This is a genomic window from Streptomyces albofaciens JCM 4342, assembly GCF_008634025.1.
Taxonomy (GTDB): Bacteria; Actinomycetota; Actinomycetes; order Streptomycetales; family Streptomycetaceae; genus Streptomyces; species Streptomyces albofaciens.
Genome location: NZ_PDCM01000001.1, coordinates 4,087,224 through 4,107,495, shown reverse-complemented (window position 1 = coordinate 4,107,495; position 20,272 = coordinate 4,087,224). Strand labels below are relative to the sequence as shown.

Sequence of the window (20,272 nt, the reverse complement as noted above, 5' to 3'; positions counted from 1 at the left end):
TCATCATGGGTCCCATGGGAGACGACCGCGACAGCACGCTCCTCGAAGACGCCCGGCGGCTCCTGCCGCGGATCACCGCCGTGCGCCGCGAGATCCACCACGCGCCGGAACTGGGCACCACCCTGCCCCGCACCCAGCAGACCGTGCTGCGCGAACTGTCCGGCCTGCCGCTGTCCGTCGTCCCGGGCGACCGGCTCTCCTCGGTCACCGCCACGCTGACCGGCGCGCGGCCCGGTCCGACGATCCTGCTGCGCGCCGACATGGACGCGCTGCCGCAGACCGAGGAGACCGGACTCGACTTCGCCTCCGCCACGCCGGGTGTCATGCACGCCTGCGGGCACGACACGCACACCGCCATGCTGCTCGGCGCGGCCCGGCTGCTCGCCGCGCGCAGGGAGCGGCTGACGGGCCGGGTGGTGTTCATGTTCCAACCCGCCGAAGAGATCTGCGAGGGCGCCCTGCCCATGATCGAGGACGGGGTGCTGGAGACGCCGGAGGGCCGCCGGGTGGACGCGGCGTTCGCCCTGCACATCACCACCCGGCACCCGTCCGGCACCGTCCACCTGCGGCCCGGCCCGCAGTCGGCCGCCGCGGACATGCTGCGGATCACCGTCCGCGGCCGGGGCGCGCACGCCGCCGCGCCGTACCGGGGGCTCGATCCGGTCCCGGTGGCCTGCGAGATCGTCCAGGCGCTGCAGACGATGGTGACGCGTACGGTCAATGTCTTCGAGCCGGCGGTGCTCAGCGTCACCCGTGTCACCGCCGGCACGGCGTCCAACATCATCCCCGACACGGCGGAGATCGCCGGCACCTTCCGCACCCTGTCCGACGCCACCCGCAAGACCGTCCGCGACGGCATCCTGCGGGTGGCCGACGGAGTGGCGGCGGCGCACGGCCTGACCGCCGACGTGGAACTGCCGGACGTCACACCGGTGGTGAACAACGATCCGGACTTCACCGGCCTGGTCACCCGCGCGGCGACCGCCCTGCTCGGCCCGGAACGGGTCCGCCCGCTGCCGCACCCGATCATGGGCGCGGAGGACTTCGCCTTCGTGCTGCAACGCGTTCCGGGAGCCATGGCGTTCCTCGGCGCCTGCCCGCCCGGTCAGACGGCCGGCCAGGTGCCCGACAACCACTCCAGCCGGGTCGTGTACGACGAAGCGGCGCTGGCGGTGGGGGCCGCGGTGCACACGGCGGTGGCCGTGGAGTGCCTGCGGGGGTAGCTGGGCGTACGGCTCCGGTACGGCTTGCGCGCGGCCTGCGTACGGCTGCGTGCGGCTTGTGCGACTCGTGCGACTCGTGCGACTCGTGCGACTGCGTATGGTCTGGCAGTCGCTACCCGCCCAGCACCTTGGCCACGTGCGCCGCCAGGTCCGCCCGCATGCGTTCGCCCGTCATCCCTTCCGTACCGACAAGGTGTTCGACGAGGTCGGCGCGGGTGGCGGCCAGCAGGGCATGTGCGGTGAAGCCGCTGTCGGCGTGGCCGGGGACCCGGTCCAGGGTCTGCCGCAAGGTGGCGTGCCACCATCCGTAATGCTCCGCCTGGTACGGGCTGCCGCTGCCGGCTTCCTCCAACGCCAGGGAGAGGTGCCGGTTGGCCAGCTTGAATTCGAGGATCGCGTCGAGCAGGGCGGGGACGCGTTCGCGCGGCGGTGTGCCGGGCCCGAGCGGCGCCGGGCCTTCCTCGACGGCCTGGCGCAGGGGCTCGATCCGCGCCTCGACCACCGCCCTGATCAGACCGGTGCGGTCGCCGAAGCGGCGGAAGAGCGTGCCCTTCCCCACCCCGGCCGCCACCGCCACGTCGTCCATGGACACACCACGGGGGCTGTCGCTGCGGGCGAAGAGGTCGTCGGCGGCGGCCAGTACGGCCTCCCGGTTGCGTACGGCATCCACGCGTTCCTTGCGTGCGCGCATGGCCTTCTCGCTGGTCACCACGTCACCCCTTGCTAAGCGGACCATCAGTCCGTATCTTTAAACGGACCCACGGTCCGCATTCTAGAGGAAGGGCCTCCCGTATGCCCGATTCCACGCCCGCGCCCGCGCCGGCACCCGTCCCGGTACCTGTACCGGTCTCGTCGGGGCAGCGCCCCGCCACGCAGCGCCCCGCGTCGCACCGCACCGCACCGGACCGCCAATCCGGCCCGCTCTCCCCGGCCGACCTGTTCCACCACGCCACACGTCTGCTGCTGGCCAAGGACATGGACGGCTGGATCGCCCTGTGCGCCGACGACGTGCTGGTCGAGTTCCCGTTCGCGCCACCCGGCTATCCGACGCAGTTGGTGGGCCGGGCGGCGCTGGCCGACTACCTGGGCGACTACACGGAGCACCTCGACCTCCGCGACATCCCCCACCTGAAGATCCACCTGACCGATGCCCCGGACACCGTCATCGCCGAAATGCGGGCCACCGGCCGCGTCGTGGCCACCGGCGACCCGTACGAACTCTCGTACATCGTCGTCATGACGGCCGAGAACGGCCGCATCACCCACTACCGCGACTACTGGAACCCACTCGCCGTACCGGACTCCATGAACGCGGCGAAATCGTCACTCACCGCACCCTAAGGACGCTCATGACCACACTCCAGGCCACGACCCAACGCCCCACCACCCTGGTCATCGGCTCCTCCGGCACCACCGGCAGCCGGGTGGTGGACCGACTGGCCGCGCTCGGCTGCGAGGTCCGGGCCGCGAGCCGCCGGGCGGCTCCGCGGAACGGCGCCCGCCCGGTCCGCTTCGACTGGTACGACCCGGCCACCCACGCCGAGGCCCTGCGCGGCGTGGATGCCCTCTACCTCGTACCGCCCGTCGGGGACCGGGATCCGGCGGCCGTCATGCTGCCCTTCCTCGACCAGGCCCGCACGGCCGGAGTGCGGCGCGCGGTGCTGCTCAGTTCCTCGGCGATCCCTCGGGGAGGCCCGGCGGTGGGCCGGGTGCACGACGCGCTTCCCGGACTGTTCGCCGAGTGGGCCGTGCTGCGGCCGTCGTGGTTCATGCAGAACTTCACCGGTGAACACCTCCACGCCCGCAGCATCCGTTCGGACGGCGTCATCGCCACCGCGACAGGTGACGGCCGCGTCGGCTTCGTGGACGCCGACGACATCGCGGCCGTCGCCGCACGCGCCCTGACCGGCCGGACCGCGCCCGACACCGACCTCGTGCTCACCGGCCCGGAGGCTCTGAGCTACGACACGGTGGCCGCCATCATCACCCAGGCCACCGGCAGGCCCGTCACCCACCGAAAACTCACCCGGCAGCAGTTGTGCGACCACCTGGCCGACGACGTTCCCGCGGACTTCGCCGCGCTGCTGGCCGACTTGGACCGTTCCATCGCCGAGGGGGCGGAGGACCGCGTCACCGACACGGTCGAGCGCATGACCGGCCGACCGCCCAGGAGCTTCGCCAGGTTCGCGGAGGAGGAGTTGGCGGGGGTGGCGGCGGTGGCGGAGCTGGGGATGCGATAGGGAGGCAGGGGCCGGCCGGGCACCGACTCCACGGCCGGCCGCTCAGGTGCTTCATCGGTTTGCCGCCGGCTGTCCCGGTCGGCGGGCCGAGGGCGGGCGGGCCGTGGCGGCCGATCACGCCCGGCTCCAATATCTGCCGCCAGTGCACATTGCCGCCGTTAGGGTTCGGCTGTACATATGACTGGCCCGAGGAGATCAACGAGTGTCCGATCTGGATTTCTACGCACACGTCGCCACGCACTGCGACGTCTTGGGTACCGGCATCGGATCCGGTCCAGGGGCATGGGACACTACATTGGGGCCGGACTACCTCGATGATCCGGGCGAGGGCCTGCTACGCCGGGATTACGGGCTGGTGGAGCTCTCTTTCTCGGATGCCGAAGGGCCTCTGTCCTGTTTCGGCATCAGTGTGCAGGTCCACCGATTGATCCATGGCCTCTCCGTGCCCGCCGCCCTTACAAAGCGGTATGGGGAGTTCGCGCCACGCGTGCTGTTCACCCAATTGCAGGCAGCCCTCCTGTCGTTGGGGTATACAGTCGAGCCCGAGGACCTCTCGGGGGACATCCACCGCTATCGCGTGGCCGGGTCCGGTGCTCGCGTCTTCGTCATCGACGACCCCTGCCCCTATGGGGACGACGACGATGACGATGACGACGGTGATCAGGTTGCTCACCGAGCGGGTGACGTATGGGCACTGAACGTGTCCCCGGCCTGGTGGGGTGGCGGCGCCAGAGGCTGAGGCGCGGGGCCGGCGCGCTCGTACGGCCGGACGTCCTTGCAGCGCGCCTTCCGAAGAACGCAGGGCTAATTGCCGCTGCCGGACGATCCGATCTCGGCGCCTGTCGCCTCCAGGGCCTCGGTGACCGGCTGGAAGAACGTCTCCCCGCCCTGTGTGCAGTCGCCGCTGCCGCCGGAGGTCAGCCCTACGGCGGCGTCCTCGGCGAACATCGCCCCGCCGCTGTCACCGGGCTCCGCGCACACGTCCGTCTGTATCAGCCCGTTGACGATGTCGCCGTTGCCGTAGTTCACCGTGGCGTTCAAGCCGGTCACGGTCCCGTCCGACAACCCGGTCGTACTGCCGGTCCGCTGCACCCGCATCCCCACGGCGGCCTCCGCGGCCCGCGATATTCGCTGTGTGCTGCCGTTCTGCAGATCGACCGCGCTCTCCGGCCGGGCAGCCGGATCGTCGTACTTCACCAGGGCGAAGTCCTTCTCGGGGAACTGGGCGTCGGCCACCGTGCCCAGCCGCCGCGCCCCCGCCTGATCGGCCGACCAGGTCGCGGAACCCTTGCCGCAGTGCCCGGCCGTCAGAAACGCCGGAGCGCCCTGAACGGTGACGTTGAACCCCAGCGAACACCGGGCGTTCCCCCCGAAGATGGCACTGCCCCCTACGGGCAACGCACCACCCTCGCCCCCGCCGGCCCCGCCATCGCCGCCTCCGTCTCCTCCGCCGCCGCTTCCCACACCCCCGGCGGCGCCGCCGTCATACCGCCGGAACTCGCCCGACGACCGCTTCACGCCCGCCACACCACCGCCCAGTTTCTCGACCGCCTTGGTGAGGGCGGCCAGCTCGTCACCGGTGACCGTGCGGTCGGCGGTGACCGAGACGCGGTTCGTACGGGGGTCGATGGACCACGCGGTACCGGGTATGGCCGCGCTGTCGCTCAACGTACGGCTCGCGGCCTGGAGTTCGCTCATGCTGTTCCGTACGACCTTTGCCACCGCCCCCTCCGCCTCGACCCGCCGCGCGTCCTCCGCCGACAGGACGTTCATGACGAGCTGTCCCTTCCCGGCGTCCAGGTACCAGCCCGCCGTCCGGTCGGCGCCGAGGTCCGCCTTCAGTGAGGCTGCGACCCGAGCGGCCGACTCGGAGGAGAAGGTACGCGGCAACCGCGGCCGCTCAGGGCTCGCGTTGGCCTGCGGCAGCACGATCGCCGCCGCCAGGAGGGCGGTCGCCGCGCCACCGACGAGGACGCCGGTCCGCTTGTTGACATGTCGATGGCTCGTGCTCGCGTATCGGTGGCTCACTTCGCTGACCTCCAGCTGGGCCGCAGGGGGAGCACAGGAGGGAGCGCGGAGAGCGCCGAGAGAGCGCGTGGTACCGCGGTCGGCCCCTGTGCACGGTGGGCACCCAGTTCTACGGAGGCCGTGGCGGCCCGGCTCAACCCTCCTCGTAAGGCGATGAAATCCCCACCTCCGGCCCATCGCCCCCTTACACTGCCCCACGCTCCGAAGCACCCCACCACTTCGCCCCGCGCGCTCCGAACCATCCCACCACTCCGCCCCCGCGCGCTCCGAGCCATCCCACCACTCCCCCGCCGCTCCTCCCGCTCTACGCCCGCACCCTTTCCCTCACCGCCTACCGCTCAGCGGCGTCCAGGAGTATTCGTGCCAGCTCGCGCGGCGCGGAGAATATCGGCCAGTGCCCCGTCTCCATTTCGACCAGTCGCCACTTCTCGCTGGTCAGCATCTTCGCGACGGCCGGAATCGGCTCGGGGCCGGCGGCGCCCGGAAGCCCCCGTTCTCGGCCATCGGCGCTTCCACCGCGCCCCGGAAGTCCGGCCAGCCGGAGACGAACGTCTCGCCGTCGGCAGCTACGCCCCGCTTGTCAGCGAGGCCCGACAGCGTCAGCGGATACGCGTCGTGGCCCGCCGCCCGCAGGAGCGGGAACACCTTGTCCCACGCCCACGCCCCGAGCCACGCTCCTGCGACGAGCACGAAGTTCACCATGACCGAACCGTAGCCGAGGGGTCTGACAATCCGTCTCGGCCCGTGCCGACGCCCTGGCTCCCGGACTTACAGGTTGTCGCCCCAGCCACTCTGGATCATGGTCTGGAACGCCCATTCACCGTCCCGACGGATCAGGACGTCGGCATACCGCAGCTGCTGGGTCCGTCCCGCCTGGGTCATGGTCGAATCCGAGAAGACCACAACCATCGAGGCCGAGAGGAACACGGGCGTCCGGGTGGACTCGAAGGTGATGTCGTCGTTTCCCTCACCCATCACCTGCGTCATCGTCGCGACGTACTGTTCGCGGTCCCACTGCGCCGAGCGGCCGTTGCCGGCCGCGTCGTCGCTCACGAGATTCAGCGGAAACACCGCCATCTCCGCCATGCGCTCGACGTTCCGCTTGGCGCTCTGCGCGTCGTACTCCGCGAACCAGGCATCCAGGCTCGCACGGTCCTCATCGGTCGGCACGTACCCGGCGTCAGGCAGAAAGGTCACGCGAACTTCTCCTCAAGTCCTCGGCTGCGCACCCATCAGACATGGCTGCGCGAAGAAGAAAGTACGCGACAGGACAAGCACTAGTCAAGCTTGATTAGCGGTGCCTGGGGACGGATCGTCAGCCTTACGGGGCTCGGCTCCTCCCTCGTACCCCGGCACGAGGGAGGAGCCATGCCAACGATCGGCCGGAGAGCCCGATCACCCGATGACGAACGGAAGCCTCGCGGCCAGCTCTCCCAGTTCGGCCTTCTCCGCTGCGGTCGGTGCGCGCCGCCCGGTGCCGATCAGCAGCGCGTCCTTGTCGGTGAACGACGCGGGGAAGGCGGTGCCGGCGATCTTCTCCAGCATCTCCCGGGTACGGGCGAGGCCCTGGGCGGGTGGTTCCGCCGCGTTCGGGAGGTGCGCGATCAGGTCGAGGTGGTGCAGGGTCCATTCCAGGACGTACGCGGAGAGGTAGTCGCCTGCGGTGAGGACCACGTCGCGGGTGCCGACCCGGACCGCGGGGTCAGCGAGTTCGGCGGCGCGGCCGGCGGCGGAACCGAGGTCGTCCAGGTGGAATTTGAGCAGTCCCGGATCCTCGTACGCGGCGGCCAGGCGGACGATCAGCGCGTCGAGCGGGTCGTCACCGGTCGGCGGTGCCTCGGCGACCTCCCAGTAGGTCACGGCGTCGCGGGTCGGCTCCGTATCGGCGGGGGTGACGAGGGTGATCAGGACGTCCTGGGCGTCGATGATCAGGTGGCACACCAGGTCCCGTACGAGCCAGCCGGCGCAGCCCGAAGGCCGCGCGAAGTCCTCGTCCGAAAGCTCGGCGACCGCGGTGCGCAGCGCTGTCCAAGAGCGTGAGAAGAGATCCACGGCCGCAAGCTAGCAGCGCCCGGCATCCGCCGCGAACGGATTTCACCCGCCCGCGCAGGGGGCTGTGGCCGTGGTGGCGGGCGGGCGTGTGCAGGTGGTCGCTGTTGCGCCCGGCCCGTCGAGAGCCGAGCGCGACAGCGGCGGTTCACCGAGCACAACAGCGACGATCAACCGGGCACCGGCACCCAGCACCGGACTCCGAACACCGGGCAGCGGGCAGCGGGCAGCGAACTCCGGGCACCGGGCATCGGACTCCGGGCGCCGGGCACCACAGCGACTCACCGCCCTTCAGTTGCGCTTCTTGTTCATCCTGCGCTCCTTGGCCGCCGCGCGGCGCGCCTCCTCCTGTTCCCACAATTCCTTGAACTCCATCGCCCGTGCGTCGAGTTCAAGCGGCTCGTCCTCTTCCTTCCACAGGCCCTGGTCCTTCAACTGCCGGGTGTGGACCTCCACGGGAGGCTGCGGGTCGAAATCGCTGGGCCGCGGCCCCTCCGGTCCGCTGGGACCGATCCGGACGAGCCGCTCCACCCGCGTAATACGGAACCGGCGCCCATCGACGCTCAGACCATTGCTCCGTTTCTCGTCCAGCGCGTCCGCCGCTCGCGCGTACTCGGCCCGCTTCTCCTCCGACAGTCTCAGGTTGAACGGCGCCATCACCCGCAGCCATGCGGCCAGTCCGTCCCTGGCCCCTTGCGGGGTGGAATCCGATGCCCCCGGGTTCTGTGCCCGCCATTGACCGTCCACCCGTTCCGAGGTCATGAACACCGCCGGCAGCAACACACCGCCCGGGTATTTCTCGGCGGCGCGCAGAGCGTCGAGGCGTACCTCCGCGGGTGCGTTCGGGGAACCTCCGACGAAGTGGACGAGATCGAGTTTCAGAAGGCCGTCGGACAGGCCGGTGCTGACGTACGGATCGACGACGAATCCCTTGGTACGGGACGGCACCCGCAGCGCCTCGCCGACCTCCGCCGGATCAGGGTCGGAGGGGCGGGGCGGTTCGGGCCCGCTACGGCCCATGCGGATGAATTTCGACGCGCGCACGATGCGGAAACGCTCGCCACGGACGCGGATCTCGTCGACGACCTCCCGGTCCATGCGCAACGCCGCCGCCATCCACTCCTTCTGTGCCGCCGCGTCACCGGTTTCGTCGGCCCGTTTGGCCCGCAGGCGAAAGTGCGATCCCAGGGAGTCCCTGGCCCCCTGCGGTTCGCCGACGCCGTGCTCGGACAGTTCCCAACCGCCGGTTTCGCACTCTTTCGCATGGAAGAACTCCGCCAGCCCCACCCCCAGGAGTTCCGGGTAGCGCTCGCGCGCCTGCCACGCCTCCAGGTCCGCCAGCGCGGCGATGGGCCCGTCCTGCGGCGCCACCCTGAAGGTGAGATAGCCGGGAACCCTGTCCTCGTAACCGTTCATGCACCGAATGTGCCGGAGGCGGCGACGACTTCGCCGGAAAACCGGAGAAACAACCCGGTCACGCGTCGGCAGCGCGCAGGTGTGTGATATGAGCACAAGGAAGTTCGGGTGTGATGTCCCCGAGCGCTCGGCACGGAGCGACGCGGAGTGCGGGGCCGGGGGCGTCGGGATGCGTTACGGTGCGTTCGGGGTGCGTTCGGGGTGCGTTCGGGGCGCGTTCCGGGTGCATCAGGGCGCCTTGGAAGTGGGCTCTCGCGGCGGCGTACCGTACGAGGATGGCCCACGCCATAACGACGACGGCAATTCCGTTGAGCCGTCAACCGTTCAGCGGGACGGGCCGGCCAGTGCCGAATGCCCGTGGGCCGAAATAGTTCACCGCGAAATCATCATTGGTCCGTATCAATGGCCCAACGTGCAGGCCGAATTCGCCCCGGCCCGCGGGTCATGGCATGATCACCCAGCTCCCTTTCCGTACCTCTTCACTCCTTCGCAACCGTCCCATTGCTGTGAGGCGCCGTTTCCGAAGGCGACTTCGTCGCGGCGTACCCCACCCCACATTCTCCAGGGCTCACCTTGCGTACGATTACCAAGCAGGCGCTCATACCTGCCTTGACCGTCATCTCCCTGCTGGCTTCCGGGTGTTCGTCCCCCAGTGGCACCGGCACCGATACCGGCACCGACAAGGCCGCCGAACCCGGCGCCGGAGCGACCGCCGCCCAGGCCGCCGAGGGCCAGGACCCCGCCGACACCGCGGCCGGCAAGGGCGGTGGCGGCGGGCAGCGGCTGGCCGTCGGCGCGGCTCCCACGTCGTCCGGACCCGCCGGTGCGGCCGCCGTGGCCCGCCCGTCCGGCGACGGACGCCCGCGGTACACGTCCTCGCTACGGGTCGCCTCGTACGACCGCCGCAGCGGCCGCGCGGTCGTCGTCAGCCCGGCGAAGCATCTCCCGAATCCCTCGCCCACCCCCTCGGCCTCCACCTCCCCCTCCCCCGGCCCCGCTGCTTCCGCGCCCGCGAAGAACTCGGCCGTAGCCGTCGGTGACGTCATCGCGAGCGCGCCCGCTCCCGGCGCGCCCAGCGGCGTCCTGGCCAAGGTCACCGCCGTACGGGGTACGACGGCGAAGGGCACCGAGGTCAACACCGCCCCGGCCACCCTCGACGCGCTGCTCGGCAAGGGCAAGGCCGACGGGAAGGTGCCCGTCGATCCGGCGGCCGTCTCGGTCGAGCCGCTGGTCAAGGGGGTGAAGGTCTCCTGGGCGAAGCAGGGTGAGCGCCGCTTCGGTCCGCACGGCGCCACGCTGCCCCTCGGCAGTCTGCGTCTGGACGTCGGCGCGTCGGTGGCCACCGCGGAGGACGCCCCGGCGAGCGCCGCGGCCTCGGTCGCCGGCTTCGTACAGCTGTCGCCCAAGGTCGAGTTCGCTTACGACGGCAGCCGCCCGCACGCCACGCCCAGCCCCGCCCCCGCCGGCCGCACCGCGCCCGGCGGCGCGTTCATCGGGCTGTCCGGTGACTGGTCCTCGCAGTGGCGCTTCAAGGGGCAGGCCGCCGCCTCCACCGCGAGCGGCAAGCCGCTGCGGATGCCGTTCGCCAAGCTCCACGCCGATCCGGTCATCCAGGTGGGCCCGGTCCCGGTCGTCGTCAACCTCGACCTCACGTGCTACCTCGCGGTCGAGGCGGACGGCCGGGTCAGCGTCGACATCAAGCAGGACCTCAAGGGCGACTTCCGGGTCGGCGGCAGCTACTCCTGGGCCGGGGGCTGGAAGCCCGTCAGCGAATCCGGCATGCACTCCACCCCCATGCAGGCCGCCGTGACGGCGGCGGGCCGGGCGAAAGCCACGCTAGGTACCGAGGCGAGCGTCGGCCTGTACGGTGCGGTCGGTGTGAGCGCCGATGTCGCTCCGTATCTGCGGGGCGAGGCCAGCGCCGCGGCCGCCGGTTCCTCCGACGGGAAGGGGTCCGTCACGGCCGACTGGAAGGCCTTCGGCGGACTGGATCTGAGCGGCTCGCTCCAGGCCCAGCTGACGATCTTCGGCACTCCGCTCTTCCAGAAGCGCATCCCGCTGGGCACCCTCCACCGGGAATGGAAACTCGCGTCCGGCCGCTACTCCTCCGCCGCGTCGCAGCCGCCTGCCGGCTGAGCCCTCCGGCACGTAGCCACCACCAACCGAGGCTGAAGCCGAAACCGAAGCCGAAGCTGTACGGGTCCCGGTCCCGGCCGTATCCCGTACGGCTTCGGCGTCTGTCACCCGCTCCGTACAGCTCCGGCGCTCCGTACGGGTCCGTGCGGGCCGAACCACTCCCGCCCTCCCCGCCCTCCCCGTCTCATGCGCCATCCCGCCATATGAACAGGGGTGTCCGCCCACGCCCTGACCGATCTACTGTGTCCGGTGCAGCTGGTTCGCCCTGCCCGCCAGGCAGGCGCGTCGTAAGAGGGAACCCGGTGGGAATCCGGGACTGCCCCGCAGCGGTGAGCGGGAACGACCGCCGTCATACGCACTGGATCCGGGCCGCGGATCCGGGAAGCGACGGCCAGTAGGTGTCCGCCGGGAGAGCCCGGCAGGCGTGCCCGCGAGTCCGAAGACCTGCCCGTTGCCCGCGCGCGTCCATGCGTGCGCGGTCATCCCGGAGACCTCGAGGGCGGGTTGGGAGCGTTTCGGACGTAGTCCGGAACCGTACACGTCAGGCGGGCAGGAGCGTCGGCGCACGCTTCGCGGCTCGTCCGGCGCGTCGTTCCTTCGCGTTCTCGTCCCGTCCCCGGGACGTACTCAAGAACACGTCCGTGAAGGAGAGTTCCGTGACAGCGAAGCCCGCAGCCGCGGCAGCACGGGCCACCGTGTACGGCTACCCCCGCCAGGGTCGGAACCGGGAACTGAAGAAGGCCATCGAGGGCTACTGGAAGGGCCGCGTCACCGCGGACGCCCTGGTGGAAACCGCGCGGGACCTGCGTCGTGCGAACTGGCAGCAGCTGGTGGACGCCGGCGTCCACGAAGTGCCGACCGGTGACTTCTCGTACTACGACCACGTCCTGGACACCAGCGTCATGGTCGGTGCCGTCCCGGACCGGCACCGCGCCGCAGTCGAGGCCGGCGCCCTGGACGGCTACTTCGCGATGGCGCGCGGCACCCAGGACGTGGCGCCGCTGGAGATGACGAAGTGGTTCGACACCAACTACCACTACCTCGTGCCCGAGTTGGGGCCCGAAACGGTCTTCGCCGCGGACTCCGCCAAGCAGGTCGGTGAGCTGACGGAGGCGCTGGCCCTCGGGCACACGCCGCGCCCGGTGCTCGTCGGCCCGGTCACCTACCTCCTGCTGGCCAAGCCCGCCCCCGGTGTCGCCGCCGACTTCGACCCGCTGACCCTGCTCGACCGGCTGCTGCCGGTGTACGCCGAGGTCCTGGGCGATCTGCGCGCGGCCGGCGCCGAGTGGGTGCAGCTGGACGAGCCCGCCCTGGTCCAGGACCGCAGCCCGGCCGAGCTGAACGCCGCCGAACGCGCCTACCGCGACCTCGGCGCCCTCACCGACCGCCCGAAGCTGCTGGTCGCCTCGTACTTCGACCAGCTCGGCGAGGCCCTGCCGGTCCTGGCCAAGGCCCCTGTCGACGGTCTGGCGCTGGACTTCACCGAGGCCGCCGCCGGCAACCTGGACGCGCTCGCCGCGGCGGGCGGCCTGCCCGGCAAGCGCCTGGTCGCCGGTGTCGTCAACGGCCGTAACATCTGGATCAACGACTACGAGAAGTCGCTGGCCACGCTCGGGACCCTGTTGGGGCTGGCCGACCGGGTCGACGTGGCCGCCTCCTGCTCCCTCCTGCACGTGCCGCTCGACGCCGCGGTCGAACGCGACATCGACCCGCAGATCCTGCGCTGGCTCGCGTTCGCCGAGCAGAAGACGGCCGAGATCGCCACGCTCGCCCGCGGTCTCGCGCAGGGCACCCACACGATCGCCGCCGAACTGGCCGCCAACCGGGCCGACCTGGCGTCCCGTGCCGGTTCCGCGATCACGCACGACCCCGCCGTACGTGCCCGCGCCGCCGCCGTCACCGACGCGGACGGCCGCCGCCCGGCACCGTACGCGGAGCGCGCCGCCGCCCAGCGGGCCCATCTGGGCCTGCCCCTGCTGCCGACCACCACCATCGGCTCCTTCCCGCAGACCGGCGAACTGCGCACCGCACGCGCCGACCTGCGGGCCGGACGGATCGGCACCGCCGGTTACGAGGAACGCATCGGGAACGAGATCCGCGAGATCCTCGCCTTCCAGGAGAAGGCGGGCATCGACGTCCTGGTGCACGGCGAGCCCGAGCGCAACGACATGGTCCAGTACTTCGCGGAACAGCTGACCGGCTACCTCGCCACGCAGCACGGCTGGGTCCAGTCGTACGGCACCCGGTACGTGCGCCCACCGGTCCTGGCCGGTGACGTCTCGCGGCCCGAGCCGATGACGGTGCGCTGGACGACGTATGCCCAGTCCCACACCGACCGGCCCGTCAAGGGCATGCTGACCGGCCCGGTCACCATGCTGGCCTGGTCCTTCGTCCGCGACGACCAGCCGCTCGCCGACACCGCCCGCCAGGTGGCCCTGGCCCTGCGCGACGAGGTCGCCGACCTCGAAGCGGCGGGCACCTCGGTCATCCAGGTGGACGAGCCCGCCCTGCGCGAGACGCTGCCGCTGCGCGCCGCCGGTCACGCCGCCTACCTCGCCTGGGCCACCGAGGCGTTCCGCCTCACCACGAGCGGCGTGCGCGACCGTACCCAGATCCACACGCACATGTGCTACGCCGAGTTCGGTGACATCGTCCGGGCCATCGACGATCTCGACGCCGACGTCATCAGCCTGGAGGCCGCCCGCTCCCATATGCAGGTCGCCCGCGAACTGGCCGCGCACGGCTACCCGCGCGAGGCCGGGCCGGGGGTGTACGACATCCATTCGCCCCGCGTGCCGAGCGCCGAGGAGATGGCGAGCCTGCTGCGCAAGGGCCTCGACGCCATTCCCGCCGAGCGCCTGTGGGTCAACCCGGACTGCGGCCTGAAGACCCGCGCCTGGCCCGAGACCCGTGCCTCGCTGGAGAATCTGGTCGCCGCCGCGCGGACCGTCCGGGCGGAGATCGCCTCGTCCTGACCGGGGCCGGTGGCCGACGGAAGCGGTGACGGCCGGATACCGGTGACGGCCGGGTGCCGCCGACGGCCGGGAGGGCGCACGCCCGAGCCTCCTCCCGGCCGCTCACCACCGCCTTCCGGCGCAAGCCTCACCGGTACCCCCACGGGTGGTTACGGACGCTCGTCCCGGCATCTACACTACGTCCTCCTGCACCTCGTCTGACCTGCGTAAACAGTGCCGTTGAGCCGGTTCCGGAGAGTGAGGAGAGGCCCTGTGTTCTATCAGGTGCTCAAGTACGTGATTCTGGGGCCGTTGCTACGGCTGGTCTTCCGGCCGCGGGTGGAGGGGCTGGAGCATGTGCCCTTGCACGGGCCCGCGATCATTGCGGGCAACCATCTGTCGTTCTCGGATCATTTTGTGATGCCGGTGATCGTACCGAGGCGGGTCACGTTTCTGGCGAAGTCCGAATACTTCACGGGGCCCGGTGTGCGCGGGCGGCTGACCGCGGCGTTCTTCCGGGGCATCGGGCAGATTCCGGTGGACCGGACCGGCGGCAAGGCGGCGCAGGCCGCGCTGCGGTCCGGGCTGGCGGTGCTGCGCAAGGGGCGGGTGCTGGGGATCTACCCGGAGGGGACGCGGTCGCACGACGGACGGCTCTACAAGGGCCGTACGGGCGTGGCCGCGATGGCGATCAAGGCGCAGGTGCCGGTGGTCCCGTGCGCGATGATCGGCACGTTCGAGGCCCAGCCCACCGGCCGCCGCCTGCCACGCGCCATGCGCATCACCATCCGCTTCGGCAAGCCGCTGGAATTCGGCCGCTTCGCCGGCCTGGACGGCGAGCACGCCGCGCTGCGCGCCGTCACCGACGAGATCATGTACGAGATCCTGCAACTCTCCGGGCAGGAGTACGTGGACGAGTACGCGAACGAGGCCAAGGCGCGGCAGCAGTCGCAGTGGGGGCTGGTACGGCGGTTCCGGTGAGCGCGGGGCGGCGAGCCGGCGAAGCCCTTCACCCGTCCGCGTCGTGCGCCGGTGGTGCCGTTCCGTCCGCGGGCAGCAGCCTCCGTACGGCGGGGGCCTCCGGGGAGCCCAGCTCCTCGTACGTCTCCAGGGCTTCCTGCCAGCAGACGCGGGCGCGGTCCGCGTGCCCGGTCCGCCGGAGGGCGTGGCCGAGGACGGTGAGGGCGTTGGCGCGGGCCCAACGGCCGCTGGGGCCGTGCAGGATGGCGAGGGCCTCTTCGGCTCGCCCGGCGGCCTGCGCCGGGCGGCCCGCGGCGAGGTGGGCTTCGGCCATCCGCCAGTACGTCATGGCCTCCCACAGGCACTGCCTGCTGTCCTGGTAGATGGCCACGGCTCGGCCGAGATGCCGCAAAGCGTCCTCCGGGCGCCCGGCCTGCTTCAGGGCCACGCCGAGTTCGTAGTGGCCGGTGGCCAGCCGTACCGTCGCACCGATCTCCCGGTACAGGGCCAGGCACTGCTCGGCCAGGTCCACTCCTTCGGTGATACGGCCGGTGTCCTGGTAGGTGCGCGCGAGGTTGCCCAGCACACTGGCCGCACTGTTGTGGTTTCCGTAGCTGCGATAGGCGGCGAGCGCCTGTGTCAGGAGTGCCTCCGCGTCGTCGTGGCGGCCTTGCAGGCCCGCGATGATGCCGCTTTCGTTGAGGGCGTGGGAGGACAGGACGGGATCCGCGCAGTGGCGCCGGAGGGCCATGGCCGCCCGTGCCTCCCGGTCCGCCTCCGCGAGACGGCCGGCCATGACGTGCAAGTGGATCATGAGCAGGCGCAGCCGCCCCTCGGCACGGGCGTCCCGCGCTGCCAGCGCGGCCGTCAGCAGGCGGACGACCGTCTGCTCGTACTGCCGGGCGCCGGTCCCCGAATCGGCCAGGTCCTTGGTCACCAGCAGGAGATCCGCCGCGCGGCGCAGCATGGACCCGCCGGCCGAGGCGCGGGCGCACGCCAGCAGGTTCCCGGCCTCCGTGTACAGCCACTCCAGCGCGCTTTCCCGGTCGTCGAAGGCGAGGCCCGGGTACCGGGTGGGCTCAAGGTGGTCCAGCAGGGGTTCTCCGGGCCGGTTCATCGTGTAGACACGGGCGGCCGTGGCCAGGTAGTGGTCCAGCAACCGTGAGCGCGCCGCCGCGCACCGCTCCGGTGGTTCGTCACGTTCGGCGCAGGCACGGGCATAGAGGCGTACGAGATCGTGGTAGCGGTAGCGGTCCGGCGCGGGGGATTCCAGCAGCGAGGTGTCGACCAGGAACTCCAGCGTCCTCCTTGCCTCTTCGGTGCCCAGGCCGAGGACGGCCGCGGCGGCGCCCAGCGAGATGTCCAGACCGCACGGCAGGGCCACCAGCCGGAAGGCGCGGGCCTGCGGAGCAGGGAGCTGTCCGTATCCCAGCTCGAAGGTGGCCTTGATGCCGAGGTCTCCGGCCTGGAGCTCCTGGAGGCGACGGTGTTCGTCGGCCAGTTTGCGGACCAGGTCGGCGGCGGTCCAGGCGCGGCGCGCCACCAGGCGGGCGGCGGCGATCCGGATGGCCAGCGGCAGACAGCCGCACGCCGCCACCACCGCCCGGGCGTCCTCGCCCCCTTCACCGGTGATGCGGGTGAACAGGGCGAGGGCCTCCCGGGTCCGCATCACGTCCAGGGCCATGACGTGGGTCCCCGGCAGGTGGGCCAGCCGGTTGCGGCTGGTGATCAGGGCGGCACAGCCGTCCGTGCCCGGCAGCAGGGGACGGACCTGGGCAGCATCACGGGCATTGTCCAGCAGCACCAGGACGCGACAGCCGTCGAGTACGGAGCGGTAGAGCGCGGCGCGCTCGCCGACGCCCTCGGGGATGGCGCAGTCCGACACCCCCAGGGCCCGCAGGAAGGCCCCCAGTACGGTCTCCGGGTCGGCCGGACGCGGTCCGCAGCCCTGGAGGTCGACGTACAACTGCCCGTCCGGGAAGAACGGGCGGACCGCGTGCGCGACATGCACTGCCAAGGCGGTCTTGCCGACGCCCCCGGTCCCGCCGACCGCGCACAGGGCCACCCCACGCCCCTGGGCCGGACCGAGGTGCACGACCAGTTCCTCGACCAGCGCGGCCCGTCCCGTGAAATCCGGGGTGTCGAGGGGAAGCTGAGCCGGCCGGCCCCGTGCCGCGCCCCCGCCCGCAGGGCCCGGGCGCCCCCCTTCGGGGACGGGCAGGCGGGGGTCGGTCCGCAGGATACGCCGATGCAGTTCGGAGAGTCGGGCTGAGGGGGCGACGCCTTCCCTCTTGCCGAGCAGGCGCCGGATGTCGGCGTAAGCGGCCAGTGCCTCGGCGCGCCGGTTGCCGCGGTAGAGCGCGAGCATCAGAAGTTCCCGCAGCCGCTCGCGCAGCGGATGTTCGGCTGTCAGCGCCGTCAGTTCCGCCACCGCTTCCGCGTGCCGTCCGGCCTCCAGGTCGAGGGCGATGCGGGTCTCCACCAGGCTGAGGCGGCGCTCTTCCAGACGGTTGCGCCAGGTCGCAGCATACGGACCGGGCACCCCGGCCAGCGGCTCACCGGTCCACAGTTCCAAGGCCCGCACCAGCAGTTCGCGGGCGCGGGCCGGGTCGCCTGTACGACGTGCCTGCTCGGCCTCGGACGCGAGCCGTTCGGCACGTCGCAGGTCGAGCCCGCCCTCATCGACGCGCAGCGCATAGCCGTCCGACTCGCTCACCAGCATGTCTGCGTCCGGAGCCAAGACCTCACGCAACCGGCACACGTACTCGCGCAGGGCGTCCATCGCGGCGGGCGGCGGGTTCTCCCCCCACAGGGCACGGATCAACTCCACCGCCGAGATGCCACGCCCGCCCTGTAGCAGCAATACGGCGAGCAGCGCCCGCTGCCGCGGCGAACCGGCATCAAGCTCCTGCTCCCCGCGCCGGACCGCGACCGCTCCCAGCACCGTGAACCACAATTGCCGCTCGTCCCCCGCAGCGTCAGCCATGGACGCCTCACATCCCGCATTCGGTGCTTCGGCTTGCCAGTCTTCCACGTGTGCGCCCGGAAAGGCCTGCGGAGCGGGAGAAGAAAGCGGGTGGGTGCTGTCTGTACGCCATGGGCTGTACTCGCACAACGAGCGGGTGTTTGGCTTGAGGAGTTGGTTTTGGGAAGTTGATTTCTGATCGGACAACGGTACAGAGCCGTTTCAGTGTCCTTCAGGTGTTCGCCGACAGTTTTTGGGCGCCGGTGGCGTGTGCTGTGGTCGTGGACGCAATCCGGTGGGCAGGGTGAAGCACTTCTGCGCATTCCAGGTCATACTGGACCGGTCTTCGCACCATCAGGCACGCTGGGAACATGGAAATCCTGCATCTGGTGTTCGGCGAGTCCGCGGCCGAATTCCTGCGAGTCGCCCTGGGAACCGGCACCGCCGACAATCCCGCCGACCCGGTCCAGGCGTACCCCCGATGACCTCAGCCTGGGGCCGTTGCGGCCGGACGGCCCAGCAGCCCGGGCCCAGTGGCGGCAGACCGTACATGCGCACTGTCGGACGGACGATTTTCCGTCGGGCGGACCGACTCCGGCGCATTTCCTCGCCGACGGCCCCCTCATCACCAGCGGCGATCACATAACGCGCACCAGGATCAGACGGGCCTGAGCCGGGAGCGGACAGAGGGGGCCGACGGGGAAAGGAGCGCCAGATGCACACCGCTCCCGCCCGGCCACAACCCAGCCAAGCGGGAGCGGTTCGTCCTGCGGCGTCGGCATCGGTACCGGCATTGGCGTCGGTACCGGCATTGGCGTCGGCTTCGACCCGACCGCCAACCGCGCCTACGTCTTCGGATTGAGCTTCAGGCCGAAGTGGTTGAAGATGTCCGTCGCCTCGGTCCAGTACATGTAGCTGCCGCCGTTGGTTTCGTACGGGCCGGCCAGCGCCGAGACGATGCCGCGCGCCTGGCGTGCGGAGCCGTTCGCCGTGTAGACCATCGAGCCGCTGTCTCCGTGCGCCACCGTCCAGCGGTTGCCGGGCAGCCGGGTTCCCTCGACGCCCCGGACCTTCCAGCCGGTGTCCAGGGTGTAGGTGATGTCGTCGTTGACGACCTTGATGCCGCAGATGGTTTCCTGCTTCATGAAGAAGGACGCGGCACCGTTCTGGCAGACGAAGTCGCCGTTGTGCGAATAGGCGACGCCGGTGACGGGCTTGTAGCCGGTCGTCTCGCTCACATCGGCGTTGTTGTCGGTGCCGACGAGCTGTTCGGCGTCCCAGTTGGTCGATACGCCGTTGACCGTACCGACGTAATTGCCGAGCCGGCCGTTCAGCCCGTCGTAGAACTTGCCGAAGGCGGGGGTGGCCCCCGCCCCGGTGTATATCTTCGAGCCGTTGGAGAAGCAGTGGGCGGCGGTCACCATGACCGGCTTGTTGTCGCTCTTGCGCACGGCCGGGAGTCCGGCCGAGCAGTACTGCGAACCGTCGGTGAGGACGTCACCGGCTATGAACGGCGTGCCGTCCTTCCACCGCACATCGGCCCAGGTCCGGGCGGCGGGGGAAATGCGCTGCCCCTGCTTGAAGGCCACCGGGACGTCGTTCGCCGGTGCGAGGCCGCGCGCGTCGGGGTTCCGTCGCGCGGCGGCCGACGTCTTGGCCGCCACATCGGGCTTGTCCACCGCCACTTCCAGCGACGACGCGTCGGCCGCGACCGCCACCGTGTGGATTTTGTAGGGCAGTTCGCCGGCCTTTTCCTGGGCGAGCAGCCGGTCACGGACTTCGTGCATCGCCTGCCGGGTGTGGCCGGCTTTCGCGATGGTGATGCGGCCGGTGTCCACCCGGCGGTCGACGGCCGACATGGCCTTGATGAACTTCGCGGCCCGGGACGGGTCGGTCAGATAGACGTGGACGGTGTCCCGGGGAGCGTCGATGCGTACGCCCGCGTAGATGTCCGCCTGGCTGCCCGAGCCGACGCGGTCGGCCGCGTCGGCTATCGCGCGCAGGGGCGCGAGCAGCTTCTCCTGCTTCTCCGGCGCCATCGCGGCTATGTGGGCCTCGGTGTAGCGCGGATGCGATGAAGCGGGGGCGGCGTGGGCCGTGGGCGCCATGGTGGCGAACAGCGCGATTCCCGCCGTGCCCAGCGTCAAAGCGGTCTTCATGGGTCTCTTCACTGGCCCCCCAGCTCGATGACGTGACCGACTCACCTCACGTCCCGGCACCGTGCTGCGTCAGGGCGGGGACAGAAGTGGTCGCGTGGTGACAGCGGGAGCATATAGCAATAAAAGAACTCACGTTCGAGCA

15 protein-coding genes, 1 pseudogene and 1 riboswitch are annotated in these 20,272 nt (G+C 70.9%); of the genes and pseudogenes, 8 read left to right on the top strand and 8 right to left on the bottom strand.

Annotation, left to right across the window (positions count from 1 at the left end; genetic code table 11):
- Positions 1–14 precede the first annotated feature (14 nt).
- Entirely contained in the window at positions 15–1,223 is a 1,209-nt protein-coding gene (locus CP973_RS18375) for a M20 metallopeptidase family protein (RefSeq protein ID WP_150242071.1), read from the top strand.
- 112 nt (positions 1,224–1,335) lie between these two features.
- Here the strand turns inward: CP973_RS18375 and CP973_RS18370 are convergent, their stop codons facing one another.
- Positions 1,336–1,914, bottom strand: a complete 579-nt coding sequence (locus tag CP973_RS18370; protein ID WP_150243743.1) for a TetR/AcrR family transcriptional regulator — start codon at positions 1,912–1,914, stop codon at positions 1,336–1,338.
- A 101-nt stretch (positions 1,915–2,015) separates the two neighbouring features.
- Here CP973_RS18370 and CP973_RS18365 point away from each other — a divergent pair, with 101 nt between their 5' ends.
- The 3 genes from CP973_RS18365 to CP973_RS18355 all read left to right on the top strand — a co-directional run bounded on the left by CP973_RS18365 (position 2,016) and on the right by CP973_RS18355 (position 4,202).
- The gene (locus CP973_RS18365) at positions 2,016–2,564 is read left to right on the top strand and encodes a nuclear transport factor 2 family protein (protein WP_150242069.1); all 549 of its coding nucleotides are present in this window, start codon (positions 2,016–2,018) and stop codon (positions 2,562–2,564) included.
- An 8-nt stretch (positions 2,565–2,572) separates the two neighbouring features.
- The gene (locus tag CP973_RS18360) at positions 2,573–3,463 is read left to right on the top strand and encodes an NAD(P)H-binding protein (protein ID WP_150242068.1); all 891 of its coding nucleotides are present in this window, start codon (positions 2,573–2,575) and stop codon (positions 3,461–3,463) included.
- A gap of 202 nt (positions 3,464–3,665) precedes the next feature.
- Positions 3,666–4,202 (top strand): hypothetical protein, encoded by a 537-nt coding sequence (locus CP973_RS18355; protein WP_150242065.1) that lies wholly within the window; start codon positions 3,666–3,668, stop codon positions 4,200–4,202.
- Positions 4,203–4,267: 65 nt separating this feature from the next.
- Here CP973_RS18355 and CP973_RS18350 read toward each other — a convergent pair whose 3' ends face one another.
- From CP973_RS18350 to CP973_RS18330, 5 genes and pseudogenes are all read right to left on the bottom strand, one after another.
- Entirely contained in the window at positions 4,268–5,491 is a 1,224-nt protein-coding gene (locus CP973_RS18350; protein ID WP_150242063.1) for a S1 family peptidase, read from the bottom strand.
- 331 nt (positions 5,492–5,822) lie between these two features.
- Positions 5,823–6,193 (bottom strand): annotated as a pseudogene (locus tag CP973_RS18345) (hypothetical protein).
- Between the two features lie 66 nt (positions 6,194–6,259).
- Complete coding sequence (locus tag CP973_RS18340; protein WP_150242061.1) at positions 6,260–6,688, bottom strand: nuclear transport factor 2 family protein; 429 nt, start codon at positions 6,686–6,688, stop codon at positions 6,260–6,262.
- A 198-nt stretch (positions 6,689–6,886) separates the two neighbouring features.
- Positions 6,887–7,543 (bottom strand): maleylpyruvate isomerase N-terminal domain-containing protein, encoded by a 657-nt coding sequence (locus CP973_RS18335; protein WP_150242059.1) that lies wholly within the window; start codon positions 7,541–7,543, stop codon positions 6,887–6,889.
- Positions 7,544–7,831: 288 nt separating this feature from the next.
- Entirely contained in the window at positions 7,832–8,956 is a 1,125-nt protein-coding gene (locus CP973_RS18330) for a DUF5954 family protein (protein WP_150242057.1), read from the bottom strand.
- A gap of 573 nt (positions 8,957–9,529) precedes the next feature.
- Here CP973_RS18330 and CP973_RS18325 point away from each other — a divergent pair.
- The 3 genes from CP973_RS18325 (at position 9,530) to CP973_RS18315 (ending at position 15,027) form a co-directional block, all read left to right on the top strand.
- Positions 9,530–11,092, top strand: a complete 1,563-nt coding sequence (locus CP973_RS18325; RefSeq protein WP_150242055.1) for a hypothetical protein — start codon at positions 9,530–9,532, stop codon at positions 11,090–11,092.
- 239 nt (positions 11,093–11,331) lie between these two features.
- A riboswitch (cobalamin riboswitch) is annotated at positions 11,332–11,558 on the top strand.
- A gap of 190 nt (positions 11,559–11,748) precedes the next feature.
- Entirely contained in the window at positions 11,749–14,067 is a 2,319-nt protein-coding gene (gene metE / locus CP973_RS18320; protein ID WP_150242053.1) for a 5-methyltetrahydropteroyltriglutamate--homocysteine S-methyltransferase, read from the top strand.
- Between the two features lie 252 nt (positions 14,068–14,319).
- Positions 14,320–15,027 (top strand): lysophospholipid acyltransferase family protein, encoded by a 708-nt coding sequence (locus CP973_RS18315; RefSeq protein ID WP_150242051.1) that lies wholly within the window; start codon positions 14,320–14,322, stop codon positions 15,025–15,027.
- Between the two features lie 28 nt (positions 15,028–15,055).
- Here the strand turns inward: CP973_RS18315 and CP973_RS18310 are convergent, their stop codons facing one another.
- Positions 15,056–17,992, bottom strand: coding sequence for an AfsR/SARP family transcriptional regulator (locus CP973_RS18310; protein ID WP_150242049.1), 2,937 nt, complete (start codon positions 17,990–17,992; stop codon positions 15,056–15,058).
- Between the two features lie 350 nt (positions 17,993–18,342).
- On the opposite strand from CP973_RS18310, the gene CP973_RS40885 reads away from it, so the two are divergent.
- Positions 18,343–18,456 carry a DUF1835 domain-containing protein gene (locus CP973_RS40885; RefSeq protein ID WP_244409590.1) on the top strand — a complete coding sequence of 38 codons (114 nt, stop codon included), beginning with the start codon at positions 18,343–18,345 and terminating at the stop codon, positions 18,454–18,456.
- 360 nt (positions 18,457–18,816) lie between these two features.
- On the opposite strand, the gene CP973_RS18305 is transcribed toward CP973_RS40885, so the two are convergent.
- On the bottom strand, positions 18,817–20,130 hold the full coding sequence (locus CP973_RS18305; RefSeq protein ID WP_244409589.1) for a S1 family peptidase: 1,314 nt from the start codon (positions 20,128–20,130) through the stop codon (positions 18,817–18,819).
- Positions 20,131–20,272 lie beyond the last annotated feature (142 nt).